The 17,994-nt window shown below is 72.2% G+C and carries 20 protein-coding genes; 9 read left to right on the top strand and 11 right to left on the bottom strand.

Annotated features, from left to right (window positions below; all coding sequences use genetic code 11):
• The first annotated feature begins 48 nt into the window (after positions 1-48).
• Positions 49-675: a TetR/AcrR family transcriptional regulator gene (locus DSM112329_RS12635; RefSeq protein WP_354702176.1), complete on the top strand. Its 627-nt coding sequence runs from the start codon at positions 49-51 to the stop codon at positions 673-675.
• 75 nt (positions 676-750) lie between these two features.
• Here the strand turns inward: DSM112329_RS12635 and DSM112329_RS12630 are convergent, their stop codons facing one another.
• Complete coding sequence (locus tag DSM112329_RS12630; RefSeq protein WP_354702175.1) at positions 751-1,362, bottom strand: hypothetical protein; 612 nt, start codon at positions 1,360-1,362, stop codon at positions 751-753.
• 160 nt (positions 1,363-1,522) lie between these two features.
• Between DSM112329_RS12630 and DSM112329_RS12625 the strand changes: the two genes are divergently transcribed.
• The 6 genes from DSM112329_RS12625 to DSM112329_RS12600 all read left to right on the top strand — a co-directional run bounded on the left by DSM112329_RS12625 (position 1,523) and on the right by DSM112329_RS12600 (position 4,672).
• Positions 1,523-1,987: a hypothetical protein gene (locus tag DSM112329_RS12625; protein ID WP_354702174.1), complete on the top strand. Its 465-nt coding sequence runs from the start codon at positions 1,523-1,525 to the stop codon at positions 1,985-1,987.
• A gap of 9 nt (positions 1,988-1,996) precedes the next feature.
• Positions 1,997-2,872, top strand: coding sequence for an ion channel (locus DSM112329_RS12620; RefSeq protein ID WP_354702173.1), 876 nt, complete (start codon positions 1,997-1,999; stop codon positions 2,870-2,872).
• Between the two features lie 36 nt (positions 2,873-2,908).
• Positions 2,909-3,325 carry a YchJ family metal-binding protein gene (locus tag DSM112329_RS12615; RefSeq protein ID WP_354702172.1) on the top strand — a complete coding sequence of 139 codons (417 nt, stop codon included), beginning with the start codon at positions 2,909-2,911 and terminating at the stop codon, positions 3,323-3,325.
• A 27-nt stretch (positions 3,326-3,352) separates the two neighbouring features.
• Entirely contained in the window at positions 3,353-3,577 is a 225-nt protein-coding gene (locus tag DSM112329_RS12610; protein WP_354702171.1) for a type II toxin-antitoxin system prevent-host-death family antitoxin, read from the top strand.
• Entirely contained in the window at positions 3,574-3,954 is a 381-nt protein-coding gene (locus tag DSM112329_RS12605) for a type II toxin-antitoxin system VapC family toxin (RefSeq protein WP_354702170.1), read from the top strand. The genes DSM112329_RS12610 and DSM112329_RS12605 overlap by 4 nt, the downstream gene beginning before the upstream one ends.
• A 262-nt stretch (positions 3,955-4,216) precedes the next feature.
• Positions 4,217-4,672: a hypothetical protein gene (locus DSM112329_RS12600; protein ID WP_354702169.1), complete on the top strand. Its 456-nt coding sequence runs from the start codon at positions 4,217-4,219 to the stop codon at positions 4,670-4,672.
• Between the two features lie 10 nt (positions 4,673-4,682).
• Here DSM112329_RS12600 and DSM112329_RS12595 read toward each other — a convergent pair whose 3' ends face one another.
• The 10 genes from DSM112329_RS12595 to DSM112329_RS12550 form a co-directional block, all read right to left on the bottom strand.
• On the bottom strand, positions 4,683-5,156 hold the full coding sequence (locus tag DSM112329_RS12595) for a cupin domain-containing protein (protein WP_354702168.1): 474 nt from the start codon (positions 5,154-5,156) through the stop codon (positions 4,683-4,685).
• Positions 5,157-5,517: 361 nt separating this feature from the next.
• Complete coding sequence (locus DSM112329_RS12590; protein ID WP_354702167.1) at positions 5,518-6,405, bottom strand: aldose 1-epimerase; 888 nt, start codon at positions 6,403-6,405, stop codon at positions 5,518-5,520.
• Positions 6,405-7,562, bottom strand: coding sequence for a xylose isomerase (gene xylA, locus DSM112329_RS12585; RefSeq protein ID WP_354702166.1), 1,158 nt, complete (start codon positions 7,560-7,562; stop codon positions 6,405-6,407). Before xylA ends, DSM112329_RS12590 begins: the two co-directional genes overlap by 1 nt.
• Positions 7,559-9,022: a xylulokinase gene (xylB, locus tag DSM112329_RS12580; RefSeq protein WP_354702165.1), complete on the bottom strand. Its 1,464-nt coding sequence runs from the start codon at positions 9,020-9,022 to the stop codon at positions 7,559-7,561. The genes xylA and xylB overlap by 4 nt, the downstream gene beginning before the upstream one ends.
• Entirely contained in the window at positions 9,019-9,996 is a 978-nt protein-coding gene (locus DSM112329_RS12575; protein ID WP_354702164.1) for a Gfo/Idh/MocA family oxidoreductase, read from the bottom strand. Before DSM112329_RS12575 ends, xylB begins: the two co-directional genes overlap by 4 nt.
• Positions 9,993-11,252: an ABC transporter permease gene (locus DSM112329_RS12570; RefSeq protein WP_354702163.1), complete on the bottom strand. Its 1,260-nt coding sequence runs from the start codon at positions 11,250-11,252 to the stop codon at positions 9,993-9,995. Before DSM112329_RS12570 ends, DSM112329_RS12575 begins: the two co-directional genes overlap by 4 nt.
• Positions 11,249-12,022: an ATP-binding cassette domain-containing protein gene (locus DSM112329_RS12565; protein ID WP_354702162.1), complete on the bottom strand. Its 774-nt coding sequence runs from the start codon at positions 12,020-12,022 to the stop codon at positions 11,249-11,251. Before DSM112329_RS12565 ends, DSM112329_RS12570 begins: the two co-directional genes overlap by 4 nt.
• Before the next feature lie 82 nt (positions 12,023-12,104).
• The gene (locus DSM112329_RS12560) at positions 12,105-13,235 is read right to left on the bottom strand and encodes a substrate-binding domain-containing protein (protein WP_354702161.1); all 1,131 of its coding nucleotides are present in this window, start codon (positions 13,233-13,235) and stop codon (positions 12,105-12,107) included.
• A 49-nt stretch (positions 13,236-13,284) separates the two neighbouring features.
• Entirely contained in the window at positions 13,285-14,490 is a 1,206-nt protein-coding gene (locus tag DSM112329_RS12555) for an ROK family transcriptional regulator (RefSeq protein ID WP_354702160.1), read from the bottom strand.
• 239 nt (positions 14,491-14,729) lie between these two features.
• On the bottom strand, positions 14,730-15,749 hold the full coding sequence (locus tag DSM112329_RS12550; protein WP_354702159.1) for a Gfo/Idh/MocA family oxidoreductase: 1,020 nt from the start codon (positions 15,747-15,749) through the stop codon (positions 14,730-14,732).
• A gap of 37 nt (positions 15,750-15,786) precedes the next feature.
• Here DSM112329_RS12550 and DSM112329_RS12545 point away from each other — a divergent pair, with 37 nt between their 5' ends.
• Together DSM112329_RS12545 and DSM112329_RS12540 are read left to right on the top strand one after the other, a co-directional pair.
• Positions 15,787-16,764, top strand: a complete 978-nt coding sequence (locus tag DSM112329_RS12545; RefSeq protein WP_354702158.1) for an aldo/keto reductase — start codon at positions 15,787-15,789, stop codon at positions 16,762-16,764.
• 32 nt (positions 16,765-16,796) lie between these two features.
• On the top strand, positions 16,797-17,975 hold the full coding sequence (locus DSM112329_RS12540) for an NAD(P)/FAD-dependent oxidoreductase (RefSeq protein WP_354702157.1): 1,179 nt from the start codon (positions 16,797-16,799) through the stop codon (positions 17,973-17,975).
• The last annotated feature ends 19 nt before the right edge of the window (positions 17,976-17,994 follow it).

Below are 17,994 nucleotides of genomic sequence, written 5' to 3'. Positions count from 1 at the left end.
ACAGTCGTGTTGCAAACTAAGATAACACAGCTGTGCTAAAACGTGGGGGTGCCGAAGGTCGTCGATCACGAAGCCCGCCGCGCTGCGATCGTGGCCGCGCTGTGGCGGGTGGTGCAGCGCGACGGCATGGCCGGCACCTCGGTGCGGACCGTCGCCGCGGAGGCCGGGATCTCGGCCGGCGCACTGCGCCACTACTTCGGCACGCAGGACGCCTTGCTGCGGCTCGCGGTCGAGTCCATGACGGACGCCGTCGCGGGCCGGGTGCAGGCGCGGCTGACCGCGCTGGGCGACTTTCGCAGCAGGCCGGCGGCCGAACGGCTGGACGCCCTCGCGGCGATCCTCGAGGAGGTCGCGCCGCTCGACGCGCGGCGCCGGGCCGAGTTCGAGGTCTGGCTCGAGCTGGTCCTGCTGGCGCGCACGTCACCGGACCTTCGCCCGGTCGCCCTCGCGGCGCATCGCGACATCCGATCGATCTGCGTGTCGGTCGTCATGGCGCTCGCCGAGGACCAGCGCACCCTCGTCGCCGGCTACCGCGATCCTGTCCTGCGCCGCCGGACCGATGCGCTGCACGGCCTGCTCGATGGCCTCTGCCTGCACCTGGCGCTCTACCCGGGGGAGACGAGCGGCGCGCGCGTGCGGGCCGCGCTGCGCGAGCACCTGGAGGGCCTCGCCTGAGTCCCGCTCACCCGTGACGGGGACCTTGGGTCCCGTGTCCGCGCATTCGGGGACGCAGGACCCAAGCTCCCCGGCTCACGCATCCGGCGCGGCGCGCATCCCCGGCGGTGGCGTGCTGCCGGGGCGGCCCGGCGACAGCGGCGCCGCCGGCGCGGGCGCCGCCCACACGGACTGTGGCAGCGCGCGGTCCTGTCCGCGGCCGAGGGCACCCCCGACCGCGATCAGGCTCGCGCCGGCCAGGCCGACCCAGATCCCCGGACCCGGGTCCAGGATCCCGGCCGGGCCCGGCCGGTCGACGGCGCGCAGCAGGATGAGCCCGACGGCCACGACGCCGATCGCCAGCGCGATGCGCGCGGCCACGTCGTGGTCGATGCGGACGCCGGGGCCGGCCGCGCCCGCCGCGGCGAGCACGACCACGACGACGATGCCCGCGGCGACCGCCAGCATCACATCCGTCCCGCCGAAGACGGCCCAGGCCGTGAGCCGCAGCCCGTCGAGCCGGGCGAGCAGGCCGTCGGCGAGGGCGGCGAAGGATGCGCCCCCGAACTGCGCGGCGCCGCCGCTGAGGCGTCCGCGCTCGGCCGGCCCCAGGCTGAGCGAGTACCACGGCAGCCACAGCGCGAGCAGGAGCAGCCCGGCGCCGGAAAGCGCGAGCAGGTGACCGGCACGGAGCCCTTCACGGTCCATGCCGGTCCATCGGCGGGGCCCGGGCTGCCCTGGACCCGCCTGGACGGACGTTGCCGCGGGACGGGGTGCCGCTGGGTCAAACGCCACAGATCCCAGCGCGGACCACCGCCGCGCTCTACGATCTCCGGCCAGCTTCCGCCTCCACTGACCAAGGACCTCGATGAAAGCGCTCAGCCTGACCGCCGCACTTGTCTCCGCCGCACTCCTGGCCGCCGGCTGCGGCAGCAGCGACTCGCCGCCGAAGACCGCCGACACCGAGGGGCTCACGCTGCAGGAGGCGCAGCAGGTCCTGGTCGCCGAGGGCGTCGCCCCGACGAGCATCAGCGTCGAGGGCGAGAACGTCCCGACCGCGCTGGTCTGCGACCACGACCCGGACGGCGTGGAGACGACGGTCCCGACGACGCTCTACGCGGCGAGCGACTGCGACAGCGCGTACGGACCGGGCGGTGTCCTGGCGGCGGCGCTCGCCGCCGGCAAGATCAAGAAGCACACGACCAAGCGCGCGAAGGCGGGCGCGGCGACCGCGCTGATCCAGAAGGCGAGCAAGGCGGCCAAGCCGAAGTCGTCCGGCTCCGGGTCGGGGTCGTCCTCGTCGAGCAAGAAGTCCAAGAAGCGCAAGCGGTAGCAGCACACCATGAGCGAGCTCGTCTCCGAGCGGACGTCGTACCACGGGGTGCACTACGTCCCGGGGATGAGCGACGAGCAGGCCGCGCGGGCGGCGCGCTTGGACCTGCCGGTCCTCGTCGCCGTCCTGCTGACGGTCCCGTCGCTCGCACTGCACTCCGCCGATCCGGACGGCGCCCTCGGCGTCGTCTCGCTCGTCCTCAACTGGAGCATCTGGCTGACGTTCCTGGGCGAGACGGTCCTCATGCTCCGGCTCTGCCCGGACGACCGCGCGTACGTGCGTCACAACAAGCTCGACCTCGTCCTGCTGGTGGTGACGCCGCCGTTCCTGCCCGGGGTGCTGCAGGTGCTGTGGATCCTGCGCCTGCTGCGGATCCTGGACCTGCTGCCGGTGCTCGGGAAGGTCTTCCGCGTCAACGGGTTCCGCTACGCGGCGACGCTCGCGTTCCTCGCCGTCTTCGGCGGTGGGCTGGCGTTCGCGGAGCTCGAGTCCGACCAGGACGGCGTCAACAACGGGTTCGACGGGGTCTGGTGGGCCTGGGTGACGATCACCACCACCGGCTACGGCGACCTCTTCCCGCGGACGACCGAGGGCCGCGTGCTCGGGATGATCCTGATGGGCATCGGTCCCGTGCTCATCGGCATGATCGCGGGCACTGCGACGGTCTTGGCCGAGCGGCGGATCGAGGCCGAGGTCGGCGTCGCCACCGCCGGCATCGCCGGGAAGGTCGACGAGGTCGAGCGCGAGGTCGACGAGATCGAGGCCCAGGTCGGCGACGTCACCGCCGGGGTCGGGTCGCTGCGGGCCGTCGACGAGGCGATCCTGTCGGCGCTGGACGGCATCAGCAAGCGGCTGGAGCGGCTCGAGAAGGGCACCACCGAGTAGGCCGCGCCGGCGCTCGCGGCGTGCGATCCTGCGGCGGTGGATCCAACTTCTCCTCGCGTTCCCGACGACTGCCCCTGCGGCTCCGGCTCCCCGTTCACCGAGTGCTGCGGTCCGCTGCACCGCGGCCGCGGCTCCGCGCGTGTGACGGCCCCGACGGCCGAGCGCCTGATGCGCTCGCGCTTCAGCGCGTTCGCGGTCTGTGACCCGGTGTACCTGCTGGCGAGCTGGCACCCGTCGACGCGGCCGGCGACGCTGGACCTCGACCTCGACCTGCAGTGGCGGCGGCTGGAGATCGTCGCCGTGACCGCCGGTGCCGAGGACGACCGGACGGGCACGGTCGACTTCGTCGCGCACTACTGGGACACGTCCGCACGCGAGCGGGGCCGGCTGGACGAGCACAGCGAGTTCGTCCGCGAGGACGGCCAGTGGTACTACGTCGGATCGGTCGACTAACCGGACTAAGTTGGGTACGCTGGTCGAATGAAGCCCGTCAAGATCCACGAAGCCAAGACGAACTTCTCGAGGCTGATCACGCAGGTGGAGGCGGGCGAGGAGATCATCGTCCAGCGTGGAGATGTCCCGGTCGCGAAGATCGTCCCGTATTCCGCAAGCGCGCCGCGCCGTGCCGGCGCGCTGAAGGGCGTGCTGAAGCTCGCACCCGACTTCGACGCCGTTCCCGAGGGGTTCGAGGAGTACACGGGGTGACGAGCTGGCTCGTCGACACACACGCGCTGCTGTGGTTCCTGACCGACGACGCGCAGCTGTCCGCCGACGCGAAGGCGACGATGGAGCGCGCCGACCAGGTCCTGCTCGTCAGCGCCGCGTCGCTCTGGGAGATCGCGATCAAGTCCAGCCTCGGCAAGCTGCAGGCACCGCACGACCTCCCGGCGATCATCACCGCAGAGGGTTTCCTGACGCTGGCGATCTCCTCGGAGCACGCCTGGGCCGTGCGTCGCCTGCCGCACGGCAGGCACAAGGACCCGTTCGATCGACTGCTCGTCGCGCAGGCGGACTGCGAGAAGCTCGGGATCATCAGCGCCGACGACGCACTGGACGAGTACGGAGTTCACAGACACTGGTGAGAGGAGCGGGCACGATGCATCGTGTGGAGGCGAAGGACGGCACGGCGATCGCGTTCACCCGCGACGGCGACGGGCCGCCGGTGGTGCTGATCGGCGGTGGACTGGACGACGGGACGGAGAACGCCGCGCTGATCCCGGCGCTGGCCGGCTCGTTCACGGTGGCCAACTACGCGCGTCGCGGCCGCGGAGGCAGCGGGGACACGCCGCCGTACTCGCTCGAGCGCGAGATCGAGGACCTTGCCGCGGTGGTCGACGATGGGAGGTGCCGTACGCCGTTGGCGCGGACGCCATCGCCGCGTGGCAGGAGTACGCCGCCGCGCTGCGCGAAGCGCTCGCCCGGGACGACCGGGACCAGGCCCTCGAGCTCTTCATGCGGCTCGCCGGGACCCCGCCGGAGGTCCTGGAGCAGGTCAAGGGCTCGGCGTACTGGCCGGGCATGCGGGAGCTCGCACCCAGCCTCGCCTACGACGCGGCATGCCTCGGCGACGGCCCGCCGCCGGCGGATCGGCTCGGCGGGATCGGCCAGCCGGCGCTGGTGATGACCGGTCCGGGCGCCGACGCCGCCATGCAGGAGCTGGCGGGCGACTTCATCGGCAGCTCCGCCGACGCGATCGCGGCCGCCATGCCCGCCGCTGAACGGCACCGACTCGCAGCGGGCGGCCACATGGTCGACCCGGCGATCCTCGGCCCGGTGCTCACCGATTGGTTCAGCGCCTGACCTGGGTTGATCAGGCCGACGCGGCGACCGCCGCGTCGCTCGTCGGCAACGCACCCGGAGGGCCGAGAAGCGTGATCCCCGCAGCGGCCGCCAGCGCGCCGAGGCGCTCGAGGTCGGGCGGGGCGGGCGTGGGAAGCACACGCTCCGGCGCCGGCTCGCCCACCGCGCGAACGAAGGCTTCGAACCGGGCGCTGGCAGGGACGAGGAACCGCGCGCCGGCCGGGCCCACGCGGTAGGTGTGAGGGATGCCGGCGGGCGCCCGCACGGCTTCGCCGGCTGCGAGCGTGCGGTGCACGCCCGTGCCCACCCAGACCTCGAGCGAGCCCTCCAGCACGTAGAAGGCCTCGGCCTCGTCCGCGTGCACGTGCAGCGGCGGCATGTCGCCCGACGGCGCAGTGACCTCGATCAGCCCCGGTTGATCACCGTCGGCGGGATAGTGGATCTCCATCAGGTTGGCGAGGAACCAGATCGGCTCGGCAGACATCGGGGACGACCTCTCGGTGGACTCAGTTTCACGAGCGCGAGGACGAGCGGCCGGAACCGCCGCGTCTGCGTCGTAGGCACGGTACGTCGGTCCACCGGCAAGAACCATCCAGTCCTGGACATCCCGAACGCCCAGAAAGCGCGCGGTCACGCAGCGAGCTCTCGGGGAACGACATCGGCGCTTCGTTTCGAGGTTACATAACGATCGTTATCGAGCGCAGGAGGTGGCGGCGTCAGGGCAGGCTGCCCAGCGGTGCCAGCAGCTCGGTGGTCGCAGCGAGGTCCGTGTACTCGGCCAGACGCTCGAAATCGGCGTCGTAGTGCAGGATCACCGTGCAGCACCCCCGTCCCGGACCTGTGCCTCAGCGGTTGTGTCGCAGGACGAACGTCGCGGTGAGGCGCTCACCCGGGGCCAGGACCCGCAGACCGCGGCCCGTGCGCAGCGCGTCCGTCGGGGCGGTCATCGGCTCGAGGCTCACGACGTGCGCGTCCCCGGGCGCGAAGACCTGCGCCGCGGTATAGGCCGCGTCGAGCTCGACGACGACGGGCCCGGCCGACCAGGTCGTGGACCCGGCGTCGGCGAAGCCGTCGTCGAGCTCACGCTCCCCGAGGAGCGCCCGCTCCGCCGCAGCCGGCACACGGGCGTCTGTCGGCAGGCCTGCCGCGTCGGCGGGTAGCCGCGTGCAGGCCGGGAGCCGCAGCTCCCACTCGGCGCGCGGCCCCGGCGGCACCAGGTACGGGTGCCAGCCGACCGCGACCGGCAGCGGATCGGACAGCGCCTGCAGCGACGTCGCGACCGTCACCGTTCCGCCGACCTCGAGCACGATCACGACCCCGACGGTGTGGGCGAACGGAAACGCCGCGGTGGCCGGTACCACGCGGCGTACCCGGCAGCCGCCGGCCCCGGTCTGCTCGGGGATCCACGCCCCTGGCACCGCCAGGCCGTGGATCGCGAGGCCGCCGGCGTCCCGGCTCACCGTCTCGTCGTCCGGCACCCGGACCTCACGTCCGGCCACCGTGAACGCGTCGGCGCCGAGGCGGTTCGCCCACGGGTGCAGAAGCGTCACCCCGGCGCGGCGGCCGTGCACGCAGTACTCCGGCGGCAGCGCGTCCGGGGCCGCCAGCAGCTCCTGCCCGTCGACCGACCAGGACCGCAGGCCGAGCAGGTCCCCACCCTGCACGACGACGACCGCCTCGCCGCCGCCATCGGCGTCGCCGCCGGCCCGCAGGGTGACCTCGGGGTCCGGCATCACTTCACGCCGAGCAGGACCTCGATCACGAGCTGGTCCAGCGCCTCGTTGCCATAACCGCGCTCGCCGAGGGCGTCCAGACCGTCGACCTCGCCCTTGAGCACCTCCGCCTCCGAGACGCCGTCACAGGTCGCGATGCCCAGGTCGGGGGTCGACGCCGCCGCGAGCGCCTCCTGGACCTCGGGCAGGGAGTCGAAGTGCTGTGCCTTCTCGGCGAGCGCGACGTAGGTCCGCATGCAGCCGCGCGCGAAGTCCCAGACCCCGGCCGCGTCCTCCGAGCGGTAGGCGTGCGCGTCGAAGTGGCGCGGCCCGTCGTAGCCCGCGGACTCCAGCAGCCGGACCAGCAGGAACGCCTCCTTGAGGTCCTCCGCGCCGAAGCGGAAGTCCTGGTCGTAGCGGCCGATCCGCTGGGCGTTGAGGTCGATGTGGAAGAGCTTCTCCGCCCACAGCGCCTGCCCGACGCCGTGCAGGAACGACAGCCCCGCCATCGTCTCGTGGGCGACCTCGGGGTTCACGCCGACCATCTCCGGCCGGTCGAGGGTGGAGATGAAGTGCAGCGCGTGGCCGACGGTCGGCAGGAAGATGTCGCCGCGCGGCTCGTTCGGCTTGGGCTCGAGCGCAAAGCGCATGCCGTAGTCCTGCTCGACGGCATACTCGGCGAGGACGTTGATGGCCTCGCGGTAACGGTCGAGCGCGTCGCGCGGGTCCTTGGCGACGCCGACCTCGGTGCCCTCCCGGCCGCCCCAGAAGACGTAGGTCTTTGCGCCGAGTTGCGCACCCAGGTCGATCGACCGCATCGCCTTCCCGATGGCCGCGCGGCGCACGCCGCGGTCGTTGGAGGTGAACGCCCCGTCCTTGAAGGCCGGATGGCCGAAGAGGTTCGTGGTCGCCATGCCGACCTGGAGCCCGGTCTCCTTCAGCGCGGCGTCGAAGCGACCGACGATGCGCTCGTGCTCCGCGGCGCTGCTCCCCCACGGCACGAGGTCGTTGTCGTGGAGCGAGATGCCCCAGGCGCCGAGCTCGGCGAGCCGGTGGACCGAGTCGACGGGGTCGACCGGCGCGCGGGTCGGGTCCCCGAACGGGTCGCGGCCAGGGTTGCCGACCGTCCACAGGCCGAAGGTGAACTTGTGCTCGGGGCGTGCGGTCAGGTCGCTCACGACGTGGCCTCCTGGTGGTGGGTGTGGGACAGGTGGGACAAGGCTGGATAGAGCGCGCGGTAGCGCCCGCGGACCTCGGCGTAGGCCGTGGTCCAGTCCGGGTCGGGCTCGACCTGGGAGGTCGTCCGGACGGTGGCGGCGACGGCCTCGGCGGTGCCGGACCAGACCCCGCCGGCGCAGCCGCCGAGCAGCGCGGCACCGAACGCGGCGCCCTCGTCGACCGCGGTCCGCGCGAGCGGCAGCCCGAGGACGGAGGCGACGATCGTCAGCCACAGGTCGCTGCGGGCGCCGCCGCCGCCGGCCAGGCCGGAGGTCGGCGTCGCGCCGGTCTGGGTGAGGACGTCGAGGCAGTCGCCGAGCCCGAAGGCGACGCCCTCGAGGACCGCCCGCACGAGCGCGCCGCGGTCGTGGCGGAGCGTGAGGCCGGTGAACGAGCCGCGGGCCTCGGGGTCCGCGTGCGGGGTGCGCTCGCCGGCGAGGTACGGCAGGAAGGTGAGGCCCTCCACCCCGGGCTCCCACGCGGCGGCCTCCGCGACGAGCGTGCCGAAGTCGACGCCGGGGGCGACGACGTCGCGCAGCCACTGCAGCGATCCGGCGGCGCTGAGCATCACGCCCATCGCGTGCCACGTCCCGGGGACCGCGTGGCAGAAGGTGTGGGCGCGCGCGGCCGGGTCGGCGGCGAAGTCCCCCAGCGCGGCGAAGACCACGCCGGACGTGCCGAGCACGACGGACAGCGGCCCGCCCGGGTCGACGACCCCGACGCCGAGGGCGCCGGCCGCCTGGTCGCCGGCGCCCGCCGCGACGGGGACACCGGCGGCCGTGCGGCCGGACACCTCCGGGCTCTCGAGCGCGGGCGGGAGCCAGCCATGGTCGACCTCGAGCGCGTCGCAGACCGCGCTGCTCCAGCGGCGCCCGGCGACGTCGAACAGCAGGGTGCCGCTGGCGTCGGCGACGTCGGTGGCGGCGACCCCGCAGAGCCGCAGGCGCACGTAGTCCTTCGGCAGCATCACCGAGGCGATGCGCGCGTAGGCGTCCGGCTCGTGGCGGCGCAGCCACAGCAGCTTCGGGGCGGTGAAGCCCGTGAGCGCCCGGTTGCCCGTCAGCTCGATCAGGCGGTCCAGGCCGATGCGCTCCTCGATCTCCGCGCACTCCGCCGCGGTGCGCTGGTCGTTCCACAGGATCGCCGGCCGGACGGGTCGCCCTTTGGCGTCGAGCGTGACGAGCCCGTGCATCTGCCCGGACAGGCCGATCCCGCTCGGTGTGCCGGCGATGTCCTGCAGCTCGGCCAGGACCGCTTCGGCTGCCAGCCACCAGCTCTCGGGATCCTGCTCGGACCAGCCGGGCCGCGGGGTCGACAGCGGGTAGCCGCGCTCGACGCGCGCCAGCACCTCCCCCGTCTCCGCCAGCGCGATGCCCTTGACGCCGGAGGTCCCGACGTCCAGGCCGATCACCGCGCTCATGGAGCGACCGCGCGGCCTTCAGCCGCGCTGCGGTACAGGGCTTCGATGACCCGCGCCTGCCCCTCGGCGTCGGCGCGCCCGAGGAGCGGGGCGCGCTCGCCGCGGACGGCCGCCGCGAGATCCGTCAGCTCGCAGGCGTACGGGTCGGCGGACGGCACCTCGACGTGATCGACGTCCTCCCCCCGGCGGACGTCGATCACGGGTCTCCGGGCGTGCCACGGATCGTCGAGGAAGAGGGTTCCCGCCGAGCCGATGATCTCCAGCTCGTCGCGTGCGGGCAGGTCGAAGGCGCAGTCGATCGTCGCGGTGCGGTCACCCGGGAAGCGGAGCCACGCGGCGAACCGGACGTCAACGCCGTCGCCGCCCAGCACCTGCGTGCCGCCGACCAGCTCGGGCTCGCCCAGCACCAGCCGCGTGCCGGACACGCAGTAGCACCCCACGTCCATGAGCGCCCCGCCGTCGAGCGCAGCCGAGAGGCGCACGTCGCCGGTCCGGCCCAGCGAGAAGGAGAACGCGGCCCGGACCGATCGCACCTCGCCGATCACGCCGTCGGCGATGAGCTCCTGCAGGCGCGTGACCTGCGGGTGGTGACGCCACATGAACGCCTCCGCGAGGACCCGGCCCTCGCGCTCCGCCACGTCGAACGCCCGGGCAACGTCGGCGGCCCGGCGGGACAGCGGCTTCTCGCACAGCACGTGCTTGCCGGCCTCCAGCGCGCGGATCGACCAGGCGACGTGGTCGCCGTTCGGCAGCGCGACGTAGACCGCGTCGACGTCCGGGTCGGCCAGCACGTCGTCGTACGACGCGTGCACGCGCACGCCTTCGAACCCCAGCTCGGATGCGTGTGCCGCCGCCCGCTCGCGTGAGCGCGAGCCGACGGCCACCACTTCGACGTCCGCTGCCTGCCGCGCGCCCTCGACCAGCTTGTGGTTGATGCGCGCGGTCGACAGCAGCCCGACCCTGAGCGGGGTCACGCTCTGCCAGAGGCGGTCTGCTTGCGACGCGAGAGCGAGTCGACGGTCACCGCCAGCAGCAGGACGCCGCCGGTGATGACGAACTTCTCGCCGGACCCCAATCCGAGCAGGCCGAGCCCGTTGTCGATCGACGCGATGACGATCGCGCCGAGGATCGCGGACTTGATCGTGCCGCGGCCGCCGAAGAGCGACGTGCCGCCGATCACCGGCGCCGCGATCGAGTAGAGCAGGATCGAGCCGCCGCCCGCGTTCGTGTCCACCGACCGCAGACGCGACGCGAGGATGATGCCGCCGATCGCGGCCATCGTCGACGCGATCGCGAAGACCGAGATCCGGATGCGGTCGACGTTGATGCCGGCGCGGCGGGCCGCCTCGACGTTGCCGCCGACGGCGAAGACGTAGCGCCCGAACTTGGTCCGCTTGAGGATGTAGGTCCAGAACAGCAGCAGCGCGCCGACGAGGACGAACACCCACGGGATGCCGCGGTCGTCGTTCGCGATCGCCACCACGGCGGCAAGGGCGAGCGTGAGCGCACCGATCCGCAGCCCGACGAGCAGCATCGGCTCGTGTCCGAGCCCGGCCGCCCGCCGCACCCTGACCTCGTTCAGCTGCGCCCCCGCGTAGATCCCGGCGGCGGCCACCACCCCCAGCCAGGCGAGCTCCGGGGACAGGAAGTCGTTGGCCAGGCCGATGGTGAAGTCGTCCTGGAGCGTGACGGTGCCGCGCGAGCCGATGAGCAGGAGGACGACCCCGTTCCAGGCCAGCAGGCCGGCCAGGGTCACGACGAACGACGGGATCCCGATCTTCGTGAAGAGGATGCCGTGGAACGTGCCGATCGCCGTGCCGGACAGGATCGCGATGACGATCGCCACCGCGGTCGGCGAGGTGTTGCCGTCCGGGGTCAGGAGGATCGCCGTGATCACTCCCGCGACGCCGGAGACGTAGCCGATCGACAGGTCGATCTCCCCGAGCAGCAGGACCCAGACGACGCCCATGCCGATCGTCATGAACGCGGCGGACTGCAGGATCAGGTTGACGAAGTTGCCCGAGGTGAGGAACTGGTCGTTCTGCGACTGGAAGACGATGCAGATGATCAGCATCCCGATGAAGATCGGGAGCGAGCCGAGCTCACCGCCCTTGATCCCGTCCACGTAGTCGCGGGCGTAGTCGCCGATCTTCCGTTGGGACTCCGGGACGTGGCCGCCCGAGGGCGCGACCGGTGCCGGCTCGGGAGCGGGGTTCTTGGTCAACTTCATGAGAGCTCCTTCTTCAGGCCCGGGACGGACGTCATGCTGCCGGCGGTGATCGCCTGCACGACCTCCTGGGAGGTGGTGTCGGCCACGCGGTACTCGGCGACGTTCTGGCCGAGCCGCAGCACGGTCACCGAGTCGGCGACCTCGAAGATGTCGTGCAGGTTGTGGGAGATCAGGACGACCGCGAGCCCCTGCTCCCCCAGGCGCTTGACGAGGTCGAGCACCTGCCGCGTCTGCGCGACCCCGAGCGCCGCCGTCGGCTCGTCGAGGATCACCAGGCGCGAGTTCCACATGACCGCCTTGGCCACGGCGACGGACTGCCGCTGCCCGCCGGACAGGCCCGCCACGGTCTGGCGGACCGACTTGATCGTCGTCACCGACAGGTCGCTGAGCGTCTTCTTCGCCCGCGCCTCCATCAGCGGTTCGTTGAGCTGCCGGCGCGAGCCGAGCTCCTCGCGCCCGAGGAACATGTTCTGCACCACGTCGAGGTTGTCCGCCAGCGCGAGGTCCTGGTAGACGACCTCGATGCCGAGGTCGGCCGAGTCCTTCGGCCCGCTCATCGTGACGGGCTTGCCGTCGAAGACGATCTCGCCGCCGTCGATCTGGTGGATGCCGGCGATGCACTTGATCAGCGTCGACTTGCCGGCGCCGTTGTCGCCGACGAGCGCCATCACCTCACCGGCGCTGACGTGGAAGTCGACCTGTTGCAGGACCTGGACGGCGCCGAAGTGCTTCGACACGCCGCGCAGCTGCAGAAGGGGGGTTGTGGACATCGTTCTCTCCTCGGGTGGCGGGTCGCCCGCCCGGACGCGCGCTGGCGTCCGGGCGGGCGGAACTGCCGAATCGGTGCTCGGGCTAGAGGCCGAGCGTCTTGCAGGGAGCGGCGAGCTTGCCCGCGCAGACCTCGTCCCGCTTGGGGTAGTCCGGCTGGCCGAAGAACGTGCCGACGTTCTCCTTGGTGACCGCCTCGGGCTTCAGCAGCACCGACGGCACCTGGCGCGAGCCGTCCGCCGTCTCGCCGTTCACCAGGCCGGCCGCGGGCTCCTCGCCCTTGGCGAGCGCGATGGCCAGCTTGGCGGCCGCGTCGGCCTCCTTCTTGATCGCCTTGTAGACGGTCATGTACTGGTCGCCCGCGATGATGTTCTGCAGGCCCTGCAGCGTCGCGTCCTGGCCGGTGACCGGGATCTGGGGCAGCTTGCGCTGCTTGAGCGCGGAGATCGCCGCGTTGCCCAGGCCGTCGTTGGCCGCGACGACGCCGTCGACCTTGTTGCTGGCCTTCTGCAGCATCTGCTCGAAGATCGTCAGCGCCTTCTGGTTGTCCCAGTCCGGCACCGACTGATCGGCGACCTTCTTGAGCTTGCCGCTCTCGTAGAGCGGGTCGAGGACCGAGTCGTAGCCGTTCTTGAACAGCGTCGCGTTGTTGTCCGTCGGCGAGCCGTTCAGCTCGACGACCTGTGCGCCGGCCTTGCCCTCGAGCGCCTTCGCCATTTCGGTGCCCTGGAGCTTGCCGACGGCCTCGTTGTCGAACGACACGTAGTAGTCGGCCGAGCCCTTCAGCGTCAGGCGGTCGTAGTTGATGACCTTGACGCCCCGGGACTTGGCGTTGGCCTCGATCGCCGCGCCGGACCCGGAGTCCAGGTTCACCAGGAGCAGCACCTTCGCGCCGTTGGTGATGGCCTGCTCGGCCTGCTGCTGCTGCGCGGACTTGTCGCCCTCGGCGTTGGAGATCGACACCTCGACCCCGGCGTCCTCGAACGCCTTCTTCAGGAACGGGCGGTCGACCGTCTCCCAGCGCACCGAGCTCTTGGAGTCCGGGAGGAGGACCGCGACCTTGCCGGCCTTCTTCTCACTGGTGGTGCTCGTCCCCGTCGACGTACCGGCCGCCGAACCCGTAGAGCTGCCTTCGTCGTCGCTGCCGCACGCGGCCAGCCCGGTCATCGCGAGCACGCCGCACGCGGCGACGGTGCCTAGTTTCAACCTGCGCATAAGAGTTCTCTCCTCCTGTTGTTGGGACACGTCGTGGGGAAGTTGTGGGTCACGAGGCCATCGCCTCGGCGACGCGGCCGGCGACGATCTCGCCGGACTGCCGGACGACCAGCGCCAGCGCGCCGAGCAGGATCGCGCGGTCGCCCAGTGCGCCCTGGGCGATCTGCAGGCCCTCGGTCGTCGCCGGCGGTGCGAAGCGGCGGACGGTCTCGCGGACCGGGTCCAGCAGCAGGTCGCCGGCCTCGCCGAGGTCGCCGCCGATGACGACCACGTCGGGGCCGTAGACGGCGACCAGCGACGCCAGCGCGGTGCCGATGGCCTGGCCGGCGTCGGCAATCAGGCGCCGGCTGCCGCGGTCGCCCTCACGGGCCCGCGTCACGAGCTCGGCGGTGGTCAGGCTGATGCCCTGCCCCGCGTGCAGCAGGGCGGTGAGCGCCGGTCCCGACACGACGGTCTCCAGGCAGCCGCGGTTGCCACAGCGGCACAGGGTGCCCGAGGCGTCGATCAGGATGTGGCCGAACTCCCCGGCCAGCCCGCGGTGCCCGCGGAACGGCTGGCCGTCGATGAGGAACCCGGCGCCGACCCCCGCGGAGATCGCGATGTACGCCAGGGCGGTCGCCCCGCGTCCGGCACCGGTCGTGAACTCCGCGAGCGCCCCGAGGTTGGCGTCGTTGTCGATGTAGACCTTCGTCCCCAGCGCCTGCTCGAGTTCGGCACGCGGATCCAGCCCGAGCCAGCTCGGCAGGACGCCCGACGCCGGGTGCACCGCACCGGTAGCGGGGTCGATCGGCCCGGCGAGCGCCACACCGGCGCCGAGGGCCCGGGTCGGGTCCACGCCGGCGGTGGCGACGGCCTGCTCGATGAGCGAGCCCGCGCAGTTCATGGCACCGCGCGCGTCGCCGTCGACGTCCCACGAGGCGTGCCCCTCCGCGATCACGGCCCCCGCGAGGTCGCTGATGGCCACGTGCACCTTGTCGTGGTCGAAGTCGATCCCGATCGCGTGGGCGGCGCCGGGCTGCAGCGTCAGCATGATCGGCGGGCGGCCGATCTGCCCCGCGGCCGCCGCCTCCTGCTCGACGACGACGCCGACCTCGAGCATGTCGCCCACGATCGCGGAGATCGTCGTCCGCGACAGGCCGGTGCGACGAGAGAGCTCCGCGCGGGTCGTCTGCCCGAGCGCCGTCATCACGTGCACGACCTGGAGGTGGTTGCTCGCGCGGAGCAGCTGCATGGAGGACGGACGGGGATCGGACACGGCTGGGACGACCATCTCCGCCACGCCACCCTTTTGTCAAGTCTCCAAACGAAATACTTACCGCAGCCCGCGAATAGCGACGGGCACAGAGGTAACTCCTGCCACGATCAGGGCCTGCCTGCCGCGTTTGGGCGCCCCGGAGTTCCTCAGGCGGCCCTGATTCGACAAGATGTCCAACTCGACCGGCCAAGTTCATCCTCTCTGTGGTCGAACGACGGCGCCGCGCCTGACGACCGGGTTCAGAGCTCGAGCGAGCGGCCCTCGGTCGCGCTGCGGCGGATCGCGTCGAGCACCGTGAGCGCGGTGATCGCGTCCTGCGGATCGACCGGTACCGGGCCTTCGCCGCGGACCGCAGCACCGAACGCGGGGTAGAACGAGTCCCAGCGGCCGCGCTCGCTCGGGACGGGCTCGCCCTGCTCGCCGCGCTGCAGGCGACCCCAACGCGCCTCGGGCTCCATCCCCCACCCCGCGCCGTCGGCCGCCGGGGTCCGGCCCGCGATGAGCGCGGGCTCCTGGCCGTCCATCCCCCACGTCACGTAGCTGCCCGCAGACCCGCGCACGCGGAATCGGGGCGCCGGCGCGCCCTGGGTCCAGTCACCGCTCAGGTGCGTGGTCACGCCGCCCGCGTGTCGCAGCGCCGCAAAGAAGCGATCGTCCAGGTCGCCCCGCATGTGCAGCTCGCCGTAAACGGACGCGACCGGGCCGAACAGCAGCAGGGCCTGGTCGACCAGATGGCTGCCGATGTCGCGCAGGATGCCGGCGCCGGACGGCGACGGACCCGCATCGGGCGAGAAGCGCTCGAAGGTCGACTCGAACAGGCTGACGTCGCCGAGGGTGCCGTCGTCCACGAGGCGCCGCACGGTCAGGAAGTCCGAGTCCCAGCGCCGGTTCTGGTAGACGGTGAGGACCGTGCCGGCGGCTGCGGCCGCCGCGACCGCGGCGCGCCCCTGGGCCTCGTCGAGCGCGAACGGCTTGTCGCAGACGACGGCCAGCCCGAGCCCGATCGCCTCCAGGACGAGCGGCACGTGGGTGTCCGCCGGCGTCGAGATGGCGACCGCGTCCACGCCGTCGGCGGCGAGCGCCGCGAGCGAGTCGTAGGCAGGGACACCTGGGTGCTGGGCCGCCAGCTCGGCCCGGCGCTCGGCGGATCGCGTGATGACCCCGGCGAGCTCGCAGCCGTCCGCGGCCGCGATGAGCGGCGCGTGGAAGATCCGCCCGCCGAAGCCGTAGCCGGCCAGCCCGATGCGCGTTCTCGTCATGCGGCCGATGCTCGCAGACGGCGTCTACGCTCTTGCGATGCGCACTCGCAAGCTCGGCCCCTACGACGTCTCGGAGATCGGCTTCGGCGCGTGGCAGATCGGCGCCGACTGGGGTGACGTCGACGAGGCCACCGCGCTTGCCACGCTGCACGGCGCGGCCGACGCGGGCGTCACGTTCTTCGACACCGCCGACGTCTACGGCGACGGCCGGTCCGAGCGCCTGGTCGGCCGGCTGCTGCGCGAGCGCGCCGGCGAAGGCCTGGTCGCGGCTTCGAAGATGGGCCGCCGCCTGGACCAGACGGTCGAGAACTACTCCCCCGCGAACTTCCGCGCTTGGAACGACCGTTCCCGCCAGAACCTCGGCGTGGACACGCTCGACCTCGTCCAGCTGCACTGCCCGCCGACCGCGCTCTACTACCACCCGGAGGTCTTCGCGGACCTGGACGCGATGGTCGGCGAGGGGCGCATCGCGGCGTACGGCGTCAGCGTCGAACGCGTCGAGGAGGCGCTGAAGGCGATCGAGTACCCGGGCGTCGCCACCGTCCAGATCATCTTCAACGCGTTCCGCCAGCGGCCCGCGACGCTCTTCCTGCGCGAGGCCGCCGCCCGCGGCGTCGGGGTCATCGTGCGGGTCCCGCTCGCGTCCGGGCTGCTCAGCGGCCGCTACGACAAGGCGACGACGTTCGCCGCCGACGACCACCGGACGTTCAACCGCAGCGGCGAGCAGTTCGACGTCGGCGAGACGTTCGCCGGGGTCCCGTTCGACGTCGGCCTCGATGCGGTCGAGGAGCTGCGCGCCCTCGTGCCCGAAGGCGGGACGCTCGCCGCGCTCGCGCTGCGGTGGATCCTCATGCACGACGCCGTGTCGACGGTGATCCCGGGCGCGCGCACCCCCGAGCAGGCGGCCGGCAACGCCGCCGCAGCCGAGCTCCCGGCGCTGAGTGACGAGGCAATGGCGGCCGTCGCCCGCGTCTACCAGGAGCGGATCGCGCCCTCGGTCCACCAGCGCTGGTGACACGCGCCCAGGACGGTGCCCATGATGCCGGCGTGCGGCCCGTCGACGTCGCGATCATCGGCGCCGGTGCCGCCGGCCTCATGTGCGCCCTGACCGCCGCCGCCCGCGGCCGCGATGTGCTGCTCGTCGACCACTCGAACAAGGCCGGCAAGAAGATCCTGATGTCCGGTGGCGGGCGGTGCAACTTCACGAACCTGTACGCCGAACCGGACAACTTCTTCTCGCAGAACCCGCACTTCTGCAAGTCGGCCCTGGCCCGCTACACGCAGTGGGACTTCATCGCGATGGTGAGCCGGCACGGCGTGCCGTACCACGAGAAGAAGCTGGGCCAGCTGTTCTGCGACAACAAGGCCAAGGACATCCTCAACATGCTCCTGGACGAGTGCGCGCAGGCCGGCGTGGACCTGCGCCTGAACACCACGGTGCAGCAGGTCGAGCGGACCGACGCCGGTTACCTGCTCCACACCGACCTCGGTGACGTCGTCGCGGAGTCCCTGGTGATCGCCACGGGCGGCCTGTCGATCCCGACCCTCGGGGCGACGGGGTTCGGCTACGACATCGCGCGCCAGTTCGGCCACGACGTCCTGCCCACCCGCGCCGGGCTGGTGCCGTTCATCATCACCGACCAGCTGAAGGACCTCTGCACGGAGCTGTCCGGGACCTCGGTGGCCGCGGTCGTGAGCTGCAACGGCCAGAGCTTCAGCGAGAACATCCTCTTCACCCACCGGGGCCTGAGCGGTCCCGCGGTCCTGCAGATCTCCTCGTTCTGGCACCTGGGCGACGCGGTGCAGATCAACCTGCTGCCGGACCGCGACGCGCTCGAGTGGCTGCAGGGCCAGCAGGCCGCGCGCCCCGACGCCGAGCTCCGGACCGTGCTGAGCGAGGTCTTCACGAAGAAGATGGCGACGCTCCTGACCGAGCGCTGGTTCGCCGCGAAACCGATGAAGCAGTTCACCCCGGCCGGCCTGCGCGAGGTCGCGGACCGGCTCGGGGCATGGCCGGTCGTCCCCGCCGGCACCGAGGGCTACCGCACCGCCGAGGTCACCCTGGGCGGCGTGGACACCCGAGAGGTGTCGCCCAAGACGATGGAGTCGCGCCGGCATCCGGGCCTCTACTTCATCGGCGAGGTGCTGGACGTCACCGGTCACCTGGGCGGGTTCAACTTCCAGTGGGCGTGGGCCTCTGGACACGCGGCGGCGCAGGTCGTCTAGCGCAGGCTCCGGGGCGCGG

The sequence above is a fragment of the Paraconexibacter sp. AEG42_29 genome, assembly GCF_040581415.1.
GTDB lineage: Bacteria > Actinomycetota > Thermoleophilia > Solirubrobacterales > Solirubrobacteraceae > Paraconexibacter.
Note: the sequence above shows the minus strand (reverse complement) of the source record. Positions and strands in the feature narration are given on the sequence as shown.

Excerpts from the sequence above, each read along its gene's own strand:
- DSM112329_RS12550 (WP_354702159.1), bottom strand. The coding sequence starts at position 15,749 with ATGACGAGAACGCGCATCGGGCTGGCCGGCTACGGCTTCGGCGGGCGG.
- DSM112329_RS12595 (WP_354702168.1), bottom strand. The coding sequence starts at position 5,156 with ATGTCTGCCGAGCCGATCTGGTTCCTCGCCAACCTGATGGAGATCCAC.
- xylB (WP_354702165.1), bottom strand. The coding sequence starts at position 9,022 with ATGAGCGCGGTGATCGGCCTGGACGTCGGGACCTCCGGCGTCAAGGGC.
- DSM112329_RS12610 (WP_354702171.1), top strand. The coding sequence starts at position 3,353 with ATGAAGCCCGTCAAGATCCACGAAGCCAAGACGAACTTCTCGAGGCTG.
- DSM112329_RS12545 (WP_354702158.1), top strand. The coding sequence starts at position 15,787 with ATGCGCACTCGCAAGCTCGGCCCCTACGACGTCTCGGAGATCGGCTTC.
- DSM112329_RS12620 (WP_354702173.1), top strand. The coding sequence starts at position 1,997 with ATGAGCGAGCTCGTCTCCGAGCGGACGTCGTACCACGGGGTGCACTAC.
- DSM112329_RS12565 (WP_354702162.1), bottom strand. The coding sequence starts at position 12,022 with ATGTCCACAACCCCCCTTCTGCAGCTGCGCGGCGTGTCGAAGCACTTC.
- DSM112329_RS12625 (WP_354702174.1), top strand. The coding sequence starts at position 1,523 with ATGAAAGCGCTCAGCCTGACCGCCGCACTTGTCTCCGCCGCACTCCTG.
- DSM112329_RS12630 (WP_354702175.1), bottom strand. The coding sequence starts at position 1,362 with ATGGACCGTGAAGGGCTCCGTGCCGGTCACCTGCTCGCGCTTTCCGGC.
- DSM112329_RS12590 (WP_354702167.1), bottom strand. The coding sequence starts at position 6,405 with ATGCCGGACCCCGAGGTCACCCTGCGGGCCGGCGGCGACGCCGATGGC.
- DSM112329_RS12560 (WP_354702161.1), bottom strand. The coding sequence starts at position 13,235 with ATGCGCAGGTTGAAACTAGGCACCGTCGCCGCGTGCGGCGTGCTCGCG.
- DSM112329_RS12570 (WP_354702163.1), bottom strand. The coding sequence starts at position 11,252 with ATGAAGTTGACCAAGAACCCCGCTCCCGAGCCGGCACCGGTCGCGCCC.